Source organism: Cellulomonas aerilata (genome assembly GCF_007991755.1).
Classification (GTDB): Bacteria; Actinomycetota; Actinomycetes; order Actinomycetales; family Cellulomonadaceae; genus Pengzhenrongella; species Pengzhenrongella aerilata.
Map to the genome: position 1 here is coordinate 435562 of NZ_BJYY01000001.1, position 12950 is coordinate 448511.

Genomic DNA, 12950 nt, shown 5'->3' on the forward strand with positions numbered 1-12950 from the left:
TCAGCCCGCGGCGGGTGCGGCCGCTGCCGCGACGGCGGCCTGCGCCTGGTCGAGCGGCAGGCACCCCGGCTGGCCCACGAGCGGCGCGTTCGGGTCCAGCGCGACCACGCCCGGGTCCAGCAGGCTGACCCACTCCGAGCCCACGGCCAGGTCGACCGTGGCGTCCTGCCGGTTGTCGAGCACCAGGCTCGCGCCCTGGACGTGCGCGGCGAGCGTGTACGCGGCCGGGACGCCGGCGGCGCCGAAGCTGATCCGGGCGACCCCGAGCACCGGCGACGGGGAGTTCCCGGTCGCCAGGACCCCGAAGCCCCGGGCGGTCAGCGCGGCGGCGGTGTCGCCGGCCAGGCCGGCCCGGTCGGTCGCGTTGAGGACCTGGACCTGGATCTGCCCGTAGGCGACCGGGAGGGTGCCGTCCGGGGGGCACGGCGGCGGGACGACGGAGGCGCCCGGAGTGGGGGCCTTGGTCGTGAAGGGACGGCTGAACGGCCCCTCGATCCCGCCCGTCCACACCGCGACCGCGCCCAGACCGGCGACGGCGAGCGCGGCGATCAGCACGCCGAAGACGACGGCCTGTCGCTCGTGCTTGTGCCGGCGGCGCAGCGCTCGGTCACGGTCGGTGACCCCCGGCGCGCTCACGCGCAGAACCTAGCCGATGCCGGTGCCGTCGCGAGGTCGGTCCGGGGGGCGGGACGACGCGGGCTCACTCGAGGACGAGGACGCGTGCGTGGAGCACGGGTCGCTGCTGCAGGGCCGCCCGCACCGCCCGGTGCAGGCCGTCCTCCAGGTACAGCACGCCGCGGTAGGACACGACGTGCGCGAACAGGTCGCCGTAGAAGGTGGAGTCGTCGGAGAGCAGGCTGCCGAGGTCGAGGGTGCGCTTGGTGGTGACGAGCTCGTCGAGCCGGACCTGGCGGGGCGGCACCTGCGCCCACTGCCGGGTGCTCACCAGGCCGTGGTCGGGGTACGGGCGCCCCTCGCCCACGGCCTTGAAGATCACGGGCGTCAGTCTAGGTCGCGACTCATGTGACACCCCCGGCTGACGCGCACGTCGTGGCCCGATCAGGGGACCGGCGTGGGCATGATGGCGTCATGGTGCCCACCCCGTCCCTCGCCGTCCGTCCGGCGACCGTCGCGGACGCCGAGGCGGTCTCTGACCTGGTGCACTCCGCGTACCGCAGCGAGGAGAGCCGCCGCGGCTGGACCACCGAGGCCGACCTCGTCGGCGGCCGGCGCGCCGACGCCGCGATGATCCGCCACGTCGTCGGCCTGGCGGACGCCGTCGTGCTGCTCGCCGAGGACGACGCCGGCGCGCCGTTCGCCTGCTGCCACCTGGAGCGCCGCGAGGACGCCGCCTACCTCGGGATGTTCGCCGTCCGGCCGACGGCGCAGGGGCGCGGCGTCGGGCGCGGCATGCTCGACGCCGCCGAGGCGTTCGCGCGCGACCGGTGGCGGGCGACGAGCCTGCAGATCACCGTCCTGAACCACCGGCCCGAGCTGCAGGCCTGGTACGAGCGGTGCGGGTTCACGCTCACCGGCGAGCGGTACGACTTCCCCTACGACGACGAGCGGTTCGGCGTCCCGCGCCGGCCGGACCTCGCCCTGCTCGGGATGGTCAGGCCGGTCCGGCCGGCGTCGGCGCGCACCGCCTGACGCCCGGTCAGGCGTCGAGGACGCCGCGGATGATGCTGTCGCCCGAGTGCGCCGGGTCGCCGTCGAGCGGCTCGTCGGAGACGTCGACGACCGGGAACTCGGCCAGGTCGAGACCCGGCGGGACGGTGAAGCGGCCCTCGGACCCGGTGAGGATGCCGACGCTGACCAGACGGGTGACGTCGCGGTCGATCAGCCACACCTCGTGGTAGCCGTCGTCGCCCTCGGTGTCGGTGAGCGTGACCACGAGCGTGCGCTCGCCGTCGCCGGCCTGCTCCACCCGCGCGGACCCGGTCGCGTCCCACCCCGGGAGCGGGTCCAGGGCGGCCTGCGCGACCACGTCGGGCTCTGCCGAGACGTCCCGACCGGCCCACCACGCCCCGCCGGCCGCACCGACGACGACGCCGCAGGCGGCGGCCGCGGCGACCCACGGCGCGGACCGGCGGCGCAGCGGGACCACCGGCGCGAGCCGCGGCGCCGGCGGACCGTCCGGGAGCCCACCCGGCACAGCGTCCGGCAGCCCGCCCGGCCGAGTGTCGGGTACAGCGTCCGGCGTGCCCGGCCGGTCGTCCTCCGCGGTGGCGGTGCGCAGCCCCCGGGCGGCGGGGTCGACCGGCCGCAGCCCCGCGGGGAGCCCGAGCTCGTCGCGGATGCGGTCCCAGACGGCCGGCGCGGCCGGGACGGGGGCGTCGTCACGCGCGGACCGGCCCACGAGGACGACGGCGGCGAGGGAGGCCACCTCGGCCGCGCACTCGGGGCACGCGGCCAGGTGTGCGGCGTCGGCGGCGGTGGGCCGCTCGCCCAGGGCGACGAGGGCGAGGGCGTCCGGGTCAACGTGCGTCACGATCCACCTCCATCCGCGTGCGCAGGCGCTGCAGGCTACGTCTGATGTGGCTCTTGACCGTCCCGAGCGGCAGGCCGAGTCGGGCGGAGATCTGGTCGTGGGTCAGGTCGTCGTAGAACGCCAGCGCCAGGATCGTGCGCTGCGGCTCGCCGAGCCGCGCGAGCTCGTCCGCCACGGCGACGCGCTCGGCGACCGTGGCCGTGTCCGGCTCCGGGTCGCGGCCGGTGGACGTGGCGACCGCGAGGGTGTCCCGCCGGTCCCGCGCCCGCCGGGCGTGGGCGTCGGCGATCGCGTGCCGGGTGATGCCGGTCAGCCACGCCGGCAGCGGCGAGCGACCCGGGTCGAACCCGGACCGGCCGCGCCAGGCGTTGACGAACACCTGCTGGGTGACGTCCTCGGCGTCCGCGACCTCACGCAGGGAGCGCAGCGCGAGCGTGTGCACGTAGGTGGACCAGCGCCGGTACACCTCGGCGAGCGCGGACTCGTCCCCGGCGCGGAAGGCGCGCACCAGGGCGTCGTCGGTCCAGGCGTCGGGGGCGTCGAGCGCGGCGCCCGGCGGCACGGTGGACAGGGCTGGCCTCCTCGACGTCCGCGGTGAGACGGCAGCGACGGCCGCCGGCACGCTCATCATGGCCCACCGACGGGCTCCGCCGTGACGATCACGTTGTCGGTGTAGTGGCCGACGTCGCGCTGGAACACCCCGCCGCAGGTCACCAGGACCAGCCGGGGTGCGCCGTCGCGGACGAACACGTCCGGCCAGGCGATCTGGGTCTTGGCGCGGCGCTCGACGGCCGTCACCGCGAACTGGCGCGCGGTGCCGTCGGCGAGGGCCACGTCGACGAGGTCGCCCACGGCGGCGTCCTGCAGCCGGGCGAACGGGCCGAGCCCGGCCGACGCGGCGGAGTCCACGTGCGCGGCAATGACGGCGGTGCCGGTGCTCGCGCCGGGCGCCGGGCCGAACCGGTACCAGCCGGCCCGCTCGGCGCGGGGCGGGATCTCCATCTGCCCGTCCGGCGCGACACCGACCGGGTCGACCGGGACGGAGATCTCCAGCGCCGGCAGGGCCAACGCCACCGGAGCGAGGGGGTCGACCGCCTGCGCGGCGGCGTCCGGGAGGGCGGCGCTGCGCACCGGGACGGACGGGAGGGCCGCCGTGCCGTCCGCCGTGCCGTCCGGCGTGCCGTCCGGTGCGGGCCCGGGGCCCGGTGCCTCCGTGGACGCCGGGGCCGGGTCCGGCGGCGGAGGGGGCGTGCTGCACGCCGACGCCCCGGTCGCCAGCACCACGAGCACGCCGACGGCGGCGAGCCGGCGCAGCCTCGGCGGCCGGTGGTCGGACGGGCGGTTCACGAGGGCTCCGGAGGGTCGGGTGCGCGGTGCGCGCGGTGCGCGGTGCGGTCGCGGGGGAGAGGACGGGTCGGCGGGATGGCAGCGGGGCGCGGCGCCGGGCGGGGAGGGGCGCCGCGCCCCGTGCCGGCTCAGTCCTGGGTCGCGCGCACCGGCGTCCGGCGGCGCACCAGGGTGCCACCGAGCGCGAGGAGCAGGGTCGCGGCGACCCACCACGGCGCCGAGGAGGAGGACGAGGTGTCCGCCAGCCCGAGCTCACCGGACGGCACCCCGGACGGCGAGGAGTGCAGGCCCTCGATCTGCTGCACGGCGAGCTGCAGGTTCCCGGCCTGCAGGCTGCCCCACGCGTAGACGATGGTGCTGACCCCCTCGCGGACCGCGACGTCCGCCGGGCCGATCACCGGAGCGGTGGTGCCCGTGGCGGCGACCGTGGCGGAGACGGTGCCCGCCGGCAGGTCGAGCGTCCGCTCGGCGGGGTTGGCCAGGTTGGAGATGACGGGCGAGCCGCCCGCGAGCACGTCCACGGCGGGTGCGGCGGCGGTGTGCCGGACCGTCAGGCGGCCCTGACCGGCCGCAGTGGCCGAGGTGTCGTTGGTGAAGAGCGTCGCGGTGGGGGCGCCCGCGGCGTCCAGGTGCGCCACCGCGGTGTAGCTGGTGTCCCCGGCGAGCGACAGGTCCACCGGTCCGATCGCCGGAGCGCTGGCGTCGGCGGCGTCCGCGGCGGTGATGGCCACCGAGTACGTCCCCGGCGCGAGCTCCAGCGGTCCGGCGAGGGTGCCGGGGGTGAAGTCGTCGAGGGTCCGCTCCCCGTTGACCCAGACGTCCACGGTGAGGTCCGGGACGCCGTGGAGCACGGACAGCGTGGCGTCGCCGTCGGCGGCGGACGCGGGCGCGGCTGCGGCGGCGGCGCCGGTGAGGGCGAGAGCCAGACCGGCTGCGAGGGATCGAGTGCGCATGATGCTTCCTCCTGCGGGTGCCCGGCGGACCTGGGCGTCGTGCGGATGTTCCTGACACCCGCACTACGTCCCGCCCGTCCGCGCCGGATGCATGCGGATGCAACGAGTTCCTCGGGCCCGTGACCGCCCGGGGGGCGGGCGATGAGTCGACGACCCGGGTCCGGTCGACACAGGTGCCCCCCGCGCCGCGGCCGGGCACCGTCCCCCGAGGAGGCCGCCATGCTGCAGAAGATCGTCCCGAACCTGTGGTTCGACACCCAGGCCGAGGAGGCGGCGCAGTTCTACATCTCCGTCTTCGGCTCCGGGCGCGTGATCGACGTCGCCCGCTACACCGACGCCGGCCCCGGTCCCGCGGGCTCGGTCATGACCGTGGAGTTCGAGATCGCGGGCCAGCGGTTCGTCGGCATCAACGGCGGGCCGCAGTTCACCTTCTCCGAGGCGGTGTCGTTCCAGATCGACTGCCAGGACCAGGCGGAGGTCGACCACTACTGGGACCGGCTCACCGACGGCGGCGAGGAGTCGATGTGCGGCTGGCTCAAGGACCGCTACGGGGTGTCCTGGCAGGTCGTCCCGGTCGGCATGGCGGAGCTGTTCTCCGGCGCCGAGCCCGGGCGGACGAAGCGGGCCATGGAGGCGATGCTCACCATGCGCAAGCTCGACATCGCCGCCCTGCGCGCCGCGGCCGACGGCGTCGCGGTGAGCTGAGCGCCCACCGAGCCCTCGCGGCGACCGCGGGCGGTGCGCCGGTGCGGGGGGCGCCTTCGCCCGCCGGGCCCGCGCACTAGCCTCCGTGCATGGTCCCCCGACGCGTGTGGCTGTGGCTCGTCGGTGCCGGGCTCGTCCTCGTGGTCGCCTACCGGGTGCTCGCCGGGCTGCGGATCGGCACGTTCGGCGCCCCCACGGACATCGGCGGCGGGTTCGTGCTGCTCGTCGGCTACGCGCTGGTGGCGCTGGGCCTAGTCGGCCTGCTCGCCCGGTGGCTCACCGCCCGCGAGGCCCGTCGCCGCTGACCCCGTGCGCCGCCCGACCGTTCTCAGGAGACCCTGTGCCCCAGCCCCAGCCCCAGCCCCAGCCCCGGACCTACCCCCACGGCGTCACCTGCTGGATCGACACCCAGCAGCCGGACCTCGGTGAGGCTGCCCGCTTCTACACCGGCCTGTTCGGCTGGACGCTGACGGACGCGATGCCGCCGGACGTCGGCGGCTCGTACCTGGTCGCCACGCTCGACGGGCAGGACGTCGCGGCTCTCGCCCCGGCGACGGGCGGCACGGCTTCGTGGAACACCTACGTCGCCGTGGACGACGTCGACGTGACCGCTGCCGCGGTCGACGCTGCCGGAGGCCGGGTCGTCGGTGCGCCGGCGGACGCGGGTCCGGGAGGGCGGGCAGCCGTGTGCCGGGACCCCGGTGGCGCCGAGTTCCGCCTGTGGCAGCCGCGCCGGCGGCCAGGCGCCCAGCTGGTCAACGTCCCGGGTACGTGGAACTTCAGCGACCTCCACACCCACGACGCCGAGGCCGCGCTGGCCTTCTATGCACCGCTGTTCGGATGGGTGGCGGTGACGGTGGAAGGTGCGGGGACGATGCTCCAGGTCCCCGGGTACGGCGACCACCTCGCCGCGACGGTCGACCCCGGCATCCACGAGCGGCAGAGGTCGGCCCCGCCGGGCTTCGCCGACGTCATCGGGGGGCTGGCCGTCCTGGCCGCCGGGGAGCCGGCGCACTGGCACGTCACCTTCAGCGTGGCCGACAGGGACGGCAGTGTGGCGACCGCGGAAAGGCTGGGCGCCACCGTGCTGCGGTCGGGCGAGGACATGTGGACGCGCCACGCCCTGCTGCGCGACCCGCAGGGCGCCGAGCTCACGGTCAGCCAGTTCACACCGCCGGACGGCGCCTGGTAGGGCCAGGGGCGACCGGCCGGCTCAGTGGCCGCGGTCGACCCACTCGGCCAGGTGCGGGGCCTCGTCCCCGACGGTCGTCGGGTCGCCATGACCGGTCAGCACCCGCGTGCCGGCCGGCAGCGTGAGCAGCCGTCGCCTGATGGACTCCACGATCGTCGGGAAGTCGGAGAACGAGCGCCCCGTGGCGCCCGGGCCGCCGCGGAACAGGGTGTCACCGGTCAGGACGACGCCGAGGTCCGGGGCCCAGAGGCAGACCGAGCCGGGGGAGTGGCCCGGGGTGTGCAGGACGTTCAGGGACGTCCCGGCGACCTCGATCACCTGACCGTCGACCAGGTCGGTGGTGGCCACCGACGCCGGGTGGGTGAGCTCCCACAGCGGCCGGTCGTCCGGGTGCAGCAGCACGGGTGCGCCCAGGCGTCCGGCCGCCTCGGGCGCCCGCCGGACGTGGTCGTCGTGCGCGTGGGTGGCCACCACCGCGACCACCCGGCGCCCCCCGACGGCGGCGACGACCGCGTCGACGTCGTGCGCGGGGTCCACGACCACGCACTCGACGTCGTCGCCCACGACCCACACGTTGTTGTCGACGTCAAAGGTCTGGCCGTCGAGGCTGAACGTCCCGGACGTGACCAGGTGGTCGACGCGCGCGGTCACGCGACGGCCCCGGCGGTCGCACCGGCGGAGCCCGCGGCGGACGACCCGGCGGCGCCGTCGAGCACGACGACGGACCGCAGCACCTCACCGCGGGACATCGTGGCGAAGGCCGCCTCGACGTCGGTCAGCGCGACCCGCTCGGAGACGAACGCGTCCAGGGGGAGCCGCCCGTCCCGGAACAGCTCGAGCAGCGCGGGGAAGTCCCGCTCGGGCAGGCAGTCGCCGTACCAGGACGACTTCAGCGCGCCGCCCCGGCCGAACACGTCCAGCAGCGGGATTTGCAGCTCCATGTCCGGCGTCGGCACCCCGACGAGCACGACCGTGCCCGCCAGGTCCCGCCCGTAGAACGCCTGCCGCCAGGTCTCGGGGCGTCCGACGGCGTCGATCACGACGTCCGCGCCGACGCCGTCCGTCCTCTCCTGGATCGCGGCCACGACCTCGTCCTCGCCCATGCCGCGCGAGCAGACCGTGTGCGTGGCGCCGAGCTCGCGGGCCCACGCGAGCTTCTTCTCGTCCAGGTCGATCGCGATGATCCGGCGGGCGCCGGCGAGCACGGCCCCCGCGACGGCGGCGCACCCGACCCCGCCGCAGCCGATGACCGCGACGGTCTGCCCGCGGCGCACGGGCGCGGTGTTGACCGCCGCGCCGATGCCGGCCATGACGCCGCAGCCGAGGAGGCCGGCGACGGCCGGATCCACGTCCGGGTCGACCTTGGTGCACTGCCCGGCGTGCACGAGCGTCTTCTCGGCGAAGGCGCCGATGCCCAGAGCCGCGGACAGCGGTGTGCCGTCGGTCAGGGTCATGGGCTGGGCGGCGTTGAAGGTGGCGAAGCAGTACTGCGGCTCGCCGCGCTTGCACGCCCGGCACTGCCCGCAGACGGCGCGCCAGTTGAGCACCACGGTGTCGCCCACCGCGACGTTCGTCACGCCCTCCCCGACGGCGGAGACGACGCCGGCCGCCTCGTGCCCGAGCAGGAAGGGGTAGTCGTCGGAGATGCCGCCCTCGCGGTAGTGCAGGTCGGTGTGGCAGACGCCGCACGCGCGGACGTCGACGACGGCCTCACCGGGACCCGGGTCCGGCACGACGACGTCGACCAGCTCGACCGGCGCCCCCTTGGTGCGGGCGACGACGCCCTGGACGGTGTACGGCATGGGGGCACCTCTCGGTCGGGACGACGACGGGCGGCCCGGTCGCGAGGACCGGACCGCCCGTCACGCTACCCAGCCGGCCCCCCGGCCACCCCCGGAGGAGCGGTGACCGGGGTCCGGGCCCGGGCCGCTACCGCTCGTAGTTCTCGAGGATGTCCAGGACGGCCTGGGCCCCCTCCTCGGGGCTCGTCTGCCCGAACAGCACGCCGCTGCCGATGCGACCGAACTCGGCGTCGAAGTCCGACGCGAAGTCCGGGGTGACCTGCGGCGGGTCGATGACCTCCTCCTGCATGGTGGCGGCGAACTCCGTCGCCATCACGCCGGTCGGGCTGAGCTGCGGCTGGATCGCCTCCTGGATCTCGGGGTTGGCCGGCACACCGCGCTCCACGCCGAGGACCTTGGCCGCGTCCACGTCGTTGATGAGGAAGTCGACCAGCTGGGCCGCCTCGGCCGGGTGCTCGCTGTCCGCCGAGATCGACCAGTACATCGACGCCTTGTTGACCATGTTCGGCTTGCCGGACTCCACCGCGGGCAGCCGGTGGAGCTTCAGCTCGGTGCCGCTCGCGTCCACGAACGCCTGGATCTGGGTGTGGAACTGGAAGTGGAACGCCGACTTGTTGGTGCCGAACGGCTGCTGCTCGAGGGACTTGATGATGTTCTCGTTCTGCACGGACGGCTGCGGCGTCGCGCCGGTCTCGACCATCTCGAGGGCCTGCTCGAAGAAGGCCGTCAGGGTCTCCTTCGAGACCTGGTCCTGGCCCTCCTTGGGGAAGACCTCCTCGCCGTTCTGACGGGCGAACGCGCCGATCTCCGGGGAGTCGAAGCCCCACCAGTCGAGCCCCGTCACGCCCTGGTCGCCCAGCTGGGCGGTGACCTCCGCCGCGGCGTCGATGAACTCGTCCCAGGTCCAGGTCTTGTCGTCCGGCATCTCCACGCCGGCCTGGGCCAGGAGGTCCTCGTTCACCCCGAGGGAGTAGATGCCGATGCCCACGGGGGCGCCGACGATCGTGCCGTCGACCTCACCGGTGTTGAGCACCTCGGGGGCGATGGTGCTGACGTCCAGGGCGTCGGGCTGGGACTCGAGGTCCAGCAGCTGTCCGCTGGAGCCGTAGGCGTCGATCTGGCTCTCGTCCATCTGCACGACGTCGGGCATGTCGCCCGCCGCGGCACTGGTCGACAGCTTGTCCCAGTAGCCGTCCCAGATGCCCCACTCCGTGGTGACGGTGATGCCGGGGTTCTTCTGCTCGAACTGGTCGATGACCTCCTCGGTGATCTGGGCGCGGGCGTCCGCTCCCCACCACGTGAAGCGCAGGTTCACGTCGCCGCCCGACTCGGCGGCGTCGGAGTCGGCGGCGGGCGTGTCGTCCGGGGTCTCCCCCTGACCGCACGCGGTCAGGACGAGCGAGCAGCTCGCGAAGAGCCCGACGGCCGTCGCGAGCGTGCGGTTGCGGCCGGTGCGGTGCGCGGGCCTGGTCATGGGATGCCTCCTGAGCGTCGATGCGCAGGGGCGTGGAGACCGGACCCCGCCGGGCCGCAGGGGCCGACGCGGTCGGGCCTCGTCGCCCGAGCCTGAGGTGATTCTCGCGACCACCGTACGTCCAGGACCCGGCCACTGCCCAGAAGCACACACGGGCGACCGCGTCGGCCGGCGAGCGCTTGCCGTCAGCCGACCGTGACCTCCTTCCAGAACGCGACGTACCCGCTGAAGTCGGCGCCGACGCGGTCGAACGCCGTGGGGTAGGGGTGCGGGTACGACCACGCGCGGTCCTTCAGGACGTCGTCCCCGGTGCGCACGGACCAGTACTGGCACTCGCCCTTCCACGGGCAGGTGTACGGCGTGGGCGACTCCTCCAGCAGGTCCGTGCGGACGGCGGACGGCGGGAAGTACACGTTGCCCTCGATGTGCAGGACGGCGTCCTCGGACGCCTCCGCGAGGACGGTCCCGTTGAGCGTGGCGGTGGGCATGGCTGGTCTCCGATCGCTGGGTTTGCTCCCGACGCTGGTCCTCCCGACGGTAGGACAGCGCCCGGGCGCGCGGGGCGGGTTCGACGGACCGTCCGCCCCGGCCCGCGCTCGCGGGTCCGGCGTGGACGAGCTGCGGTGGCCGACGGCCCGGACGGTCAGGTGGTGGGGCCGGGGGCGTCGTCGGGTGGGTCGGGCCCGTCCTGCTCGGGCAGGCTCGCGAACCAGTCGGCGTACGGCCCGGTGCGCGCCAGGTGCCGGGTCAGGTCCGGCGCGCCGTCGGACCACCACACCGGCCCGCGCTCGCCGAGCGCGACCTTGGCGGCGTCGACCCGGGCCCGGGCCTCCTTGCGGGCGGCAGCGTCCCCGGCTCGCATCGCGGCGCCCTTCGCGCGGCGCGCCGCCATGAGCTCGCGGGTCAGGCGCGCACGCTCGTCCGCTCCCAGCCCGGGGTCGGACCGTCGCCACAGGCGACCGCGCACGACGAGGTACCGGCCGTCCGGGGTCGTCGGGTGGCTCACGGCCGCAGCCTGCTCCGCGGACCCCGCCCGCCGCCAGTCGACAGCGCTGCCCGGCTGGGCAGGGGCGTGCCGGACGTGCGGCGAGGGCGCCGGACGGACCGGGCGCGGCGCCGCCGGGCCGGGTGCCCGGGCCGGGTGCCCGGGCCCGGGGGGCGTCACCGACCGCTACGGTCGGCCTGCCGCCGCTCGGGGTGACCCGCCGCAGCGGGTGACCTGCCGCAGCGGGTGCCGCGCGGCCCGGACCTCAGGAGCACCCATGCCCACGTTCCGCACCATCCTCGAGCCCACCGGCGGCCGCAACGTCGCGGTCGTCGTCCCCGCCGACGTCGTGGCGGGCTTCGGCCGCGGTGCTCGGGTCCCGGTCGTCGTGACGATCGACGGCGCCCACACCTACCGCACCACCATCGCCTCGATGGGCGGCCGGTACCTGGTGTCCTTCGACGCCGCGACCCGCGCGGCGACCGGCCGGGGCGCCGGCGACGAGGTCGAGGTGACGCTCGACGTGGACGACGCCCCGAAGGTGGTGGAGGTCCCGGCCGACCTCGCCGTCGCGCTCGCGTCCGACCGGGCAGCCGCCGACGCCTGGGCGGCGCTGTCGGTGAGCAGGCAGCGCGCGCACGCGCTGTCCGTCGACGGCGCGAAGACGGACGAGACCCGGGCGCGGCGCGTGGCGAAGGTGCTCGCCGCGCTGCGCGGCGAGGGCTGAGCCGCTCGCCCGGGCACGTCGGCTCGTTGGCTAGAGTCCCCGGCGTGCCGACCCGGTCCCGTTCCGCGGCGGGTGCCGCCCGCGTGCAGAGTCCCGGCGGTGCGGTCGCAGCCGGTGTGGTGACGGCGGTCGTGGGCTTCACCAGCGCCTTCGCCGTCGTGCTCGACGGCCTGCGGGCGGTCGGCGCCTCACCGGCGCAGGCGGCGTCCGGGCTGCTGGCCGTGACCGTCGCGATGGGGGCCGCGACCGTGCTGCTCGCCGTGCGGACCCGGATGCCGGTGACCGTCGCCTGGTCGACCCCGGGTGCGGCGCTGCTCGCCGGGACGGGTGCGGCCGCCGGTGGCTGGGCGCACGCGGTGGGCGGGTTCATGCTCTGCGGCGCCCTGCTCGCGGCCGTCGGCCTGCTCCGGCCGCTCGGCGACCTGGTCCGACGCATCCCCGTGCCGGTGGCGCACGCCATGCTGGCCGGGGTGCTCCTGCCGCTGTGCCTCGAGCCGGTCAGCGCCGTGGTCGCCTCGCCGGCTCTCGTCGGCCCCGTGCTCCTCGTGTGGCTCGTCCTGCTCCGCCTGGCGCCCCGCTGGGCCACTCCCGCTGCCGTGGCCCTCGCGGTCGGGCTGGCCCTGACGAGTCCTGCCGCGAGAGCGCTGGACGGCGCCGCGCTGGTGCCGACCCTGACGTGGACGACGCCGGCCCTGGGGTGGGCGAGCGTGGTGTCCGTCGCCCTGCCGCTGTTCGTGGTGACGATGGCGTCGCAGAACGTCCCGGGCGTGGCCGTCCTCGCCGGCTTCGGGTACCACCCGCCGCTGCGGCCGGTCATGCTCACGACCGGGATCGGCACGGTGCTGGCGGCGCCGTTCGGCGGGCACACCATCAACCTGGCCGCGATCAGCGCGGCGCTCGCCGCGGGGCCCGAGGCGGGCCCGGACACGGCCCGGCGGTGGCACGCGGCCGTCACCGCCGGCGTGACCTACGCGCTCCTGGGCGTGGCCTCGACGGCCGTCGCGGCCGTGGCCCTCGCCGCCCCCGCGGGCCTGATCGCGGCAGCGGCCGGCCTGGCGCTCGTCGCGACCTTCGGGGCGTCGCTGGGCGGGGCGTTCGCCGGCGAGCCCGACCGGGTCCCGGCCGCGGTGACCCTCCTGGTCACGGTCTCCGGGACCGCGCCGTTCGGGGTGTCCCCGGCGTTCTGGGGACTGGTCGCGGGGGTGGTCGCCGCCGGCGTGGTGACGAGGCGCCGCTCGCGCTGACGGTGCCGGGGACGCCCGTGCCCGCCGCCC

Annotated in this window: 17 protein-coding genes; 6 read left to right on the forward strand and 11 right to left on the reverse strand. The window is 75.9% G+C overall.

Annotation, left to right across the window (positions count from 1 at the left end):
* A complete protein-coding gene (locus tag CAE01nite_RS01900; RefSeq protein WP_146899075.1) occupies positions 1-636 on the reverse strand; it encodes a LytR C-terminal domain-containing protein in 636 nt (211 codons plus the stop codon).
* Positions 637-700: 64 nt separating this feature from the next.
* Entirely contained in the window at positions 701-997 is a 297-nt protein-coding gene (locus CAE01nite_RS01905; RefSeq protein ID WP_146899078.1) for a type II toxin-antitoxin system VapB family antitoxin, read from the reverse strand.
* 92 nt (positions 998-1089) lie between these two features.
* Here CAE01nite_RS01905 and CAE01nite_RS01910 point away from each other — a divergent pair, with 92 nt between their 5' ends.
* Entirely contained in the window at positions 1090-1650 is a 561-nt protein-coding gene (locus tag CAE01nite_RS01910) for a GNAT family N-acetyltransferase (protein ID WP_146899082.1), read from the forward strand.
* Between the two features lie 7 nt (positions 1651-1657).
* Here the strand turns inward: CAE01nite_RS01910 and CAE01nite_RS01915 are convergent, their stop codons facing one another.
* The 4 genes from CAE01nite_RS01915 to CAE01nite_RS01930 all read right to left on the reverse strand — a co-directional run bounded on the left by CAE01nite_RS01915 (position 1658) and on the right by CAE01nite_RS01930 (position 4791).
* Positions 1658-2491, reverse strand: coding sequence for an anti-sigma factor (locus CAE01nite_RS01915; protein ID WP_246130942.1), 834 nt, complete (start codon positions 2489-2491; stop codon positions 1658-1660).
* Positions 2478-3119, reverse strand: coding sequence for an RNA polymerase sigma factor (locus tag CAE01nite_RS01920; RefSeq protein WP_146899847.1), 642 nt, complete (start codon positions 3117-3119; stop codon positions 2478-2480). Before CAE01nite_RS01920 ends, CAE01nite_RS01915 begins: the two co-directional genes overlap by 14 nt.
* The gene (locus tag CAE01nite_RS01925) at positions 3119-3838 is read right to left on the reverse strand and encodes a class F sortase (protein ID WP_246130944.1); all 720 of its coding nucleotides are present in this window, start codon (positions 3836-3838) and stop codon (positions 3119-3121) included. The genes CAE01nite_RS01920 and CAE01nite_RS01925 overlap by 1 nt, the downstream gene beginning before the upstream one ends.
* Before the next feature lie 128 nt (positions 3839-3966).
* Entirely contained in the window at positions 3967-4791 is an 825-nt protein-coding gene (locus tag CAE01nite_RS01930; RefSeq protein WP_146899087.1) for a DUF4397 domain-containing protein, read from the reverse strand.
* A 219-nt stretch (positions 4792-5010) separates the two neighbouring features.
* On the opposite strand from CAE01nite_RS01930, the gene CAE01nite_RS01935 reads away from it, so the two are divergent.
* The 3 genes from CAE01nite_RS01935 (at position 5011) to CAE01nite_RS01945 (ending at position 6688) form a co-directional block, all read left to right on the forward strand.
* On the forward strand, positions 5011-5496 hold the full coding sequence (locus tag CAE01nite_RS01935) for a VOC family protein (protein ID WP_186816376.1): 486 nt from the start codon (positions 5011-5013) through the stop codon (positions 5494-5496).
* An 89-nt stretch (positions 5497-5585) separates the two neighbouring features.
* Positions 5586-5801: a hypothetical protein gene (locus CAE01nite_RS01940; RefSeq protein ID WP_146899089.1), complete on the forward strand. Its 216-nt coding sequence runs from the start codon at positions 5586-5588 to the stop codon at positions 5799-5801.
* 35 nt (positions 5802-5836) lie between these two features.
* Positions 5837-6688 carry a VOC family protein gene (locus CAE01nite_RS01945; protein WP_146899092.1) on the forward strand — a complete coding sequence of 284 codons (852 nt, stop codon included), beginning with the start codon at positions 5837-5839 and terminating at the stop codon, positions 6686-6688.
* Between the two features lie 21 nt (positions 6689-6709).
* Here CAE01nite_RS01945 and CAE01nite_RS01950 read toward each other — a convergent pair whose 3' ends face one another.
* The 5 genes from CAE01nite_RS01950 to CAE01nite_RS01970 form a co-directional block, all read right to left on the reverse strand.
* A complete protein-coding gene (locus CAE01nite_RS01950) occupies positions 6710-7339 on the reverse strand; it encodes an MBL fold metallo-hydrolase (RefSeq protein ID WP_146899095.1) in 630 nt (209 codons plus the stop codon).
* A complete protein-coding gene (locus CAE01nite_RS01955) occupies positions 7336-8490 on the reverse strand; it encodes an S-(hydroxymethyl)mycothiol dehydrogenase (RefSeq protein ID WP_146899098.1) in 1155 nt (384 codons plus the stop codon). The genes CAE01nite_RS01950 and CAE01nite_RS01955 overlap by 4 nt, the downstream gene beginning before the upstream one ends.
* A 127-nt stretch (positions 8491-8617) precedes the next feature.
* Complete coding sequence (locus CAE01nite_RS01960; RefSeq protein ID WP_146899101.1) at positions 8618-9964, reverse strand: ABC transporter substrate-binding protein; 1347 nt, start codon at positions 9962-9964, stop codon at positions 8618-8620.
* A 185-nt stretch (positions 9965-10149) separates the two neighbouring features.
* Complete coding sequence (locus CAE01nite_RS01965) at positions 10150-10452, reverse strand: DUF427 domain-containing protein (RefSeq protein ID WP_146899104.1); 303 nt, start codon at positions 10450-10452, stop codon at positions 10150-10152.
* A 155-nt stretch (positions 10453-10607) separates the two neighbouring features.
* Positions 10608-10970, reverse strand: a complete 363-nt coding sequence (locus CAE01nite_RS01970; RefSeq protein ID WP_146899107.1) for a hypothetical protein — start codon at positions 10968-10970, stop codon at positions 10608-10610.
* 256 nt (positions 10971-11226) lie between these two features.
* Here CAE01nite_RS01970 and CAE01nite_RS01975 point away from each other — a divergent pair, with 256 nt between their 5' ends.
* The gene (locus CAE01nite_RS01975) at positions 11227-11676 is read left to right on the forward strand and encodes a DUF1905 domain-containing protein (RefSeq protein ID WP_146899110.1); all 450 of its coding nucleotides are present in this window, start codon (positions 11227-11229) and stop codon (positions 11674-11676) included.
* A gap of 44 nt (positions 11677-11720) precedes the next feature.
* Positions 11721-12920: a benzoate/H(+) symporter BenE family transporter gene (locus tag CAE01nite_RS01980; protein WP_146899113.1), complete on the forward strand. Its 1200-nt coding sequence runs from the start codon at positions 11721-11723 to the stop codon at positions 12918-12920.
* The last annotated feature ends 30 nt before the right edge of the window (positions 12921-12950 follow it).

Excerpts from the sequence above, each read along its gene's own strand:
- CAE01nite_RS01910 (WP_146899082.1), top strand. The coding sequence starts at position 1,090 with ATGGTGCCCACCCCGTCCCTCGCCGTCCGTCCGGCGACCGTCGCGGAC.
- CAE01nite_RS01920 (WP_146899847.1), bottom strand. The coding sequence starts at position 3,119 with ATGAGCGTGCCGGCGGCCGTCGCTGCCGTCTCACCGCGGACGTCGAGG.
- CAE01nite_RS01930 (WP_146899087.1), bottom strand. The coding sequence starts at position 4,791 with ATGCGCACTCGATCCCTCGCAGCCGGTCTGGCTCTCGCCCTCACCGGC.
- CAE01nite_RS01935 (WP_186816376.1), top strand. The coding sequence starts at position 5,011 with ATGCTGCAGAAGATCGTCCCGAACCTGTGGTTCGACACCCAGGCCGAG.
- CAE01nite_RS01940 (WP_146899089.1), top strand. The coding sequence starts at position 5,586 with ATGGTCCCCCGACGCGTGTGGCTGTGGCTCGTCGGTGCCGGGCTCGTC.
- CAE01nite_RS01955 (WP_146899098.1), bottom strand. The coding sequence starts at position 8,490 with ATGCCGTACACCGTCCAGGGCGTCGTCGCCCGCACCAAGGGGGCGCCG.
- CAE01nite_RS01960 (WP_146899101.1), bottom strand. The coding sequence starts at position 9,964 with ATGACCAGGCCCGCGCACCGCACCGGCCGCAACCGCACGCTCGCGACG.
- CAE01nite_RS01965 (WP_146899104.1), bottom strand. The coding sequence starts at position 10,452 with ATGCCCACCGCCACGCTCAACGGGACCGTCCTCGCGGAGGCGTCCGAG.
- CAE01nite_RS01975 (WP_146899110.1), top strand. The coding sequence starts at position 11,227 with ATGCCCACGTTCCGCACCATCCTCGAGCCCACCGGCGGCCGCAACGTC.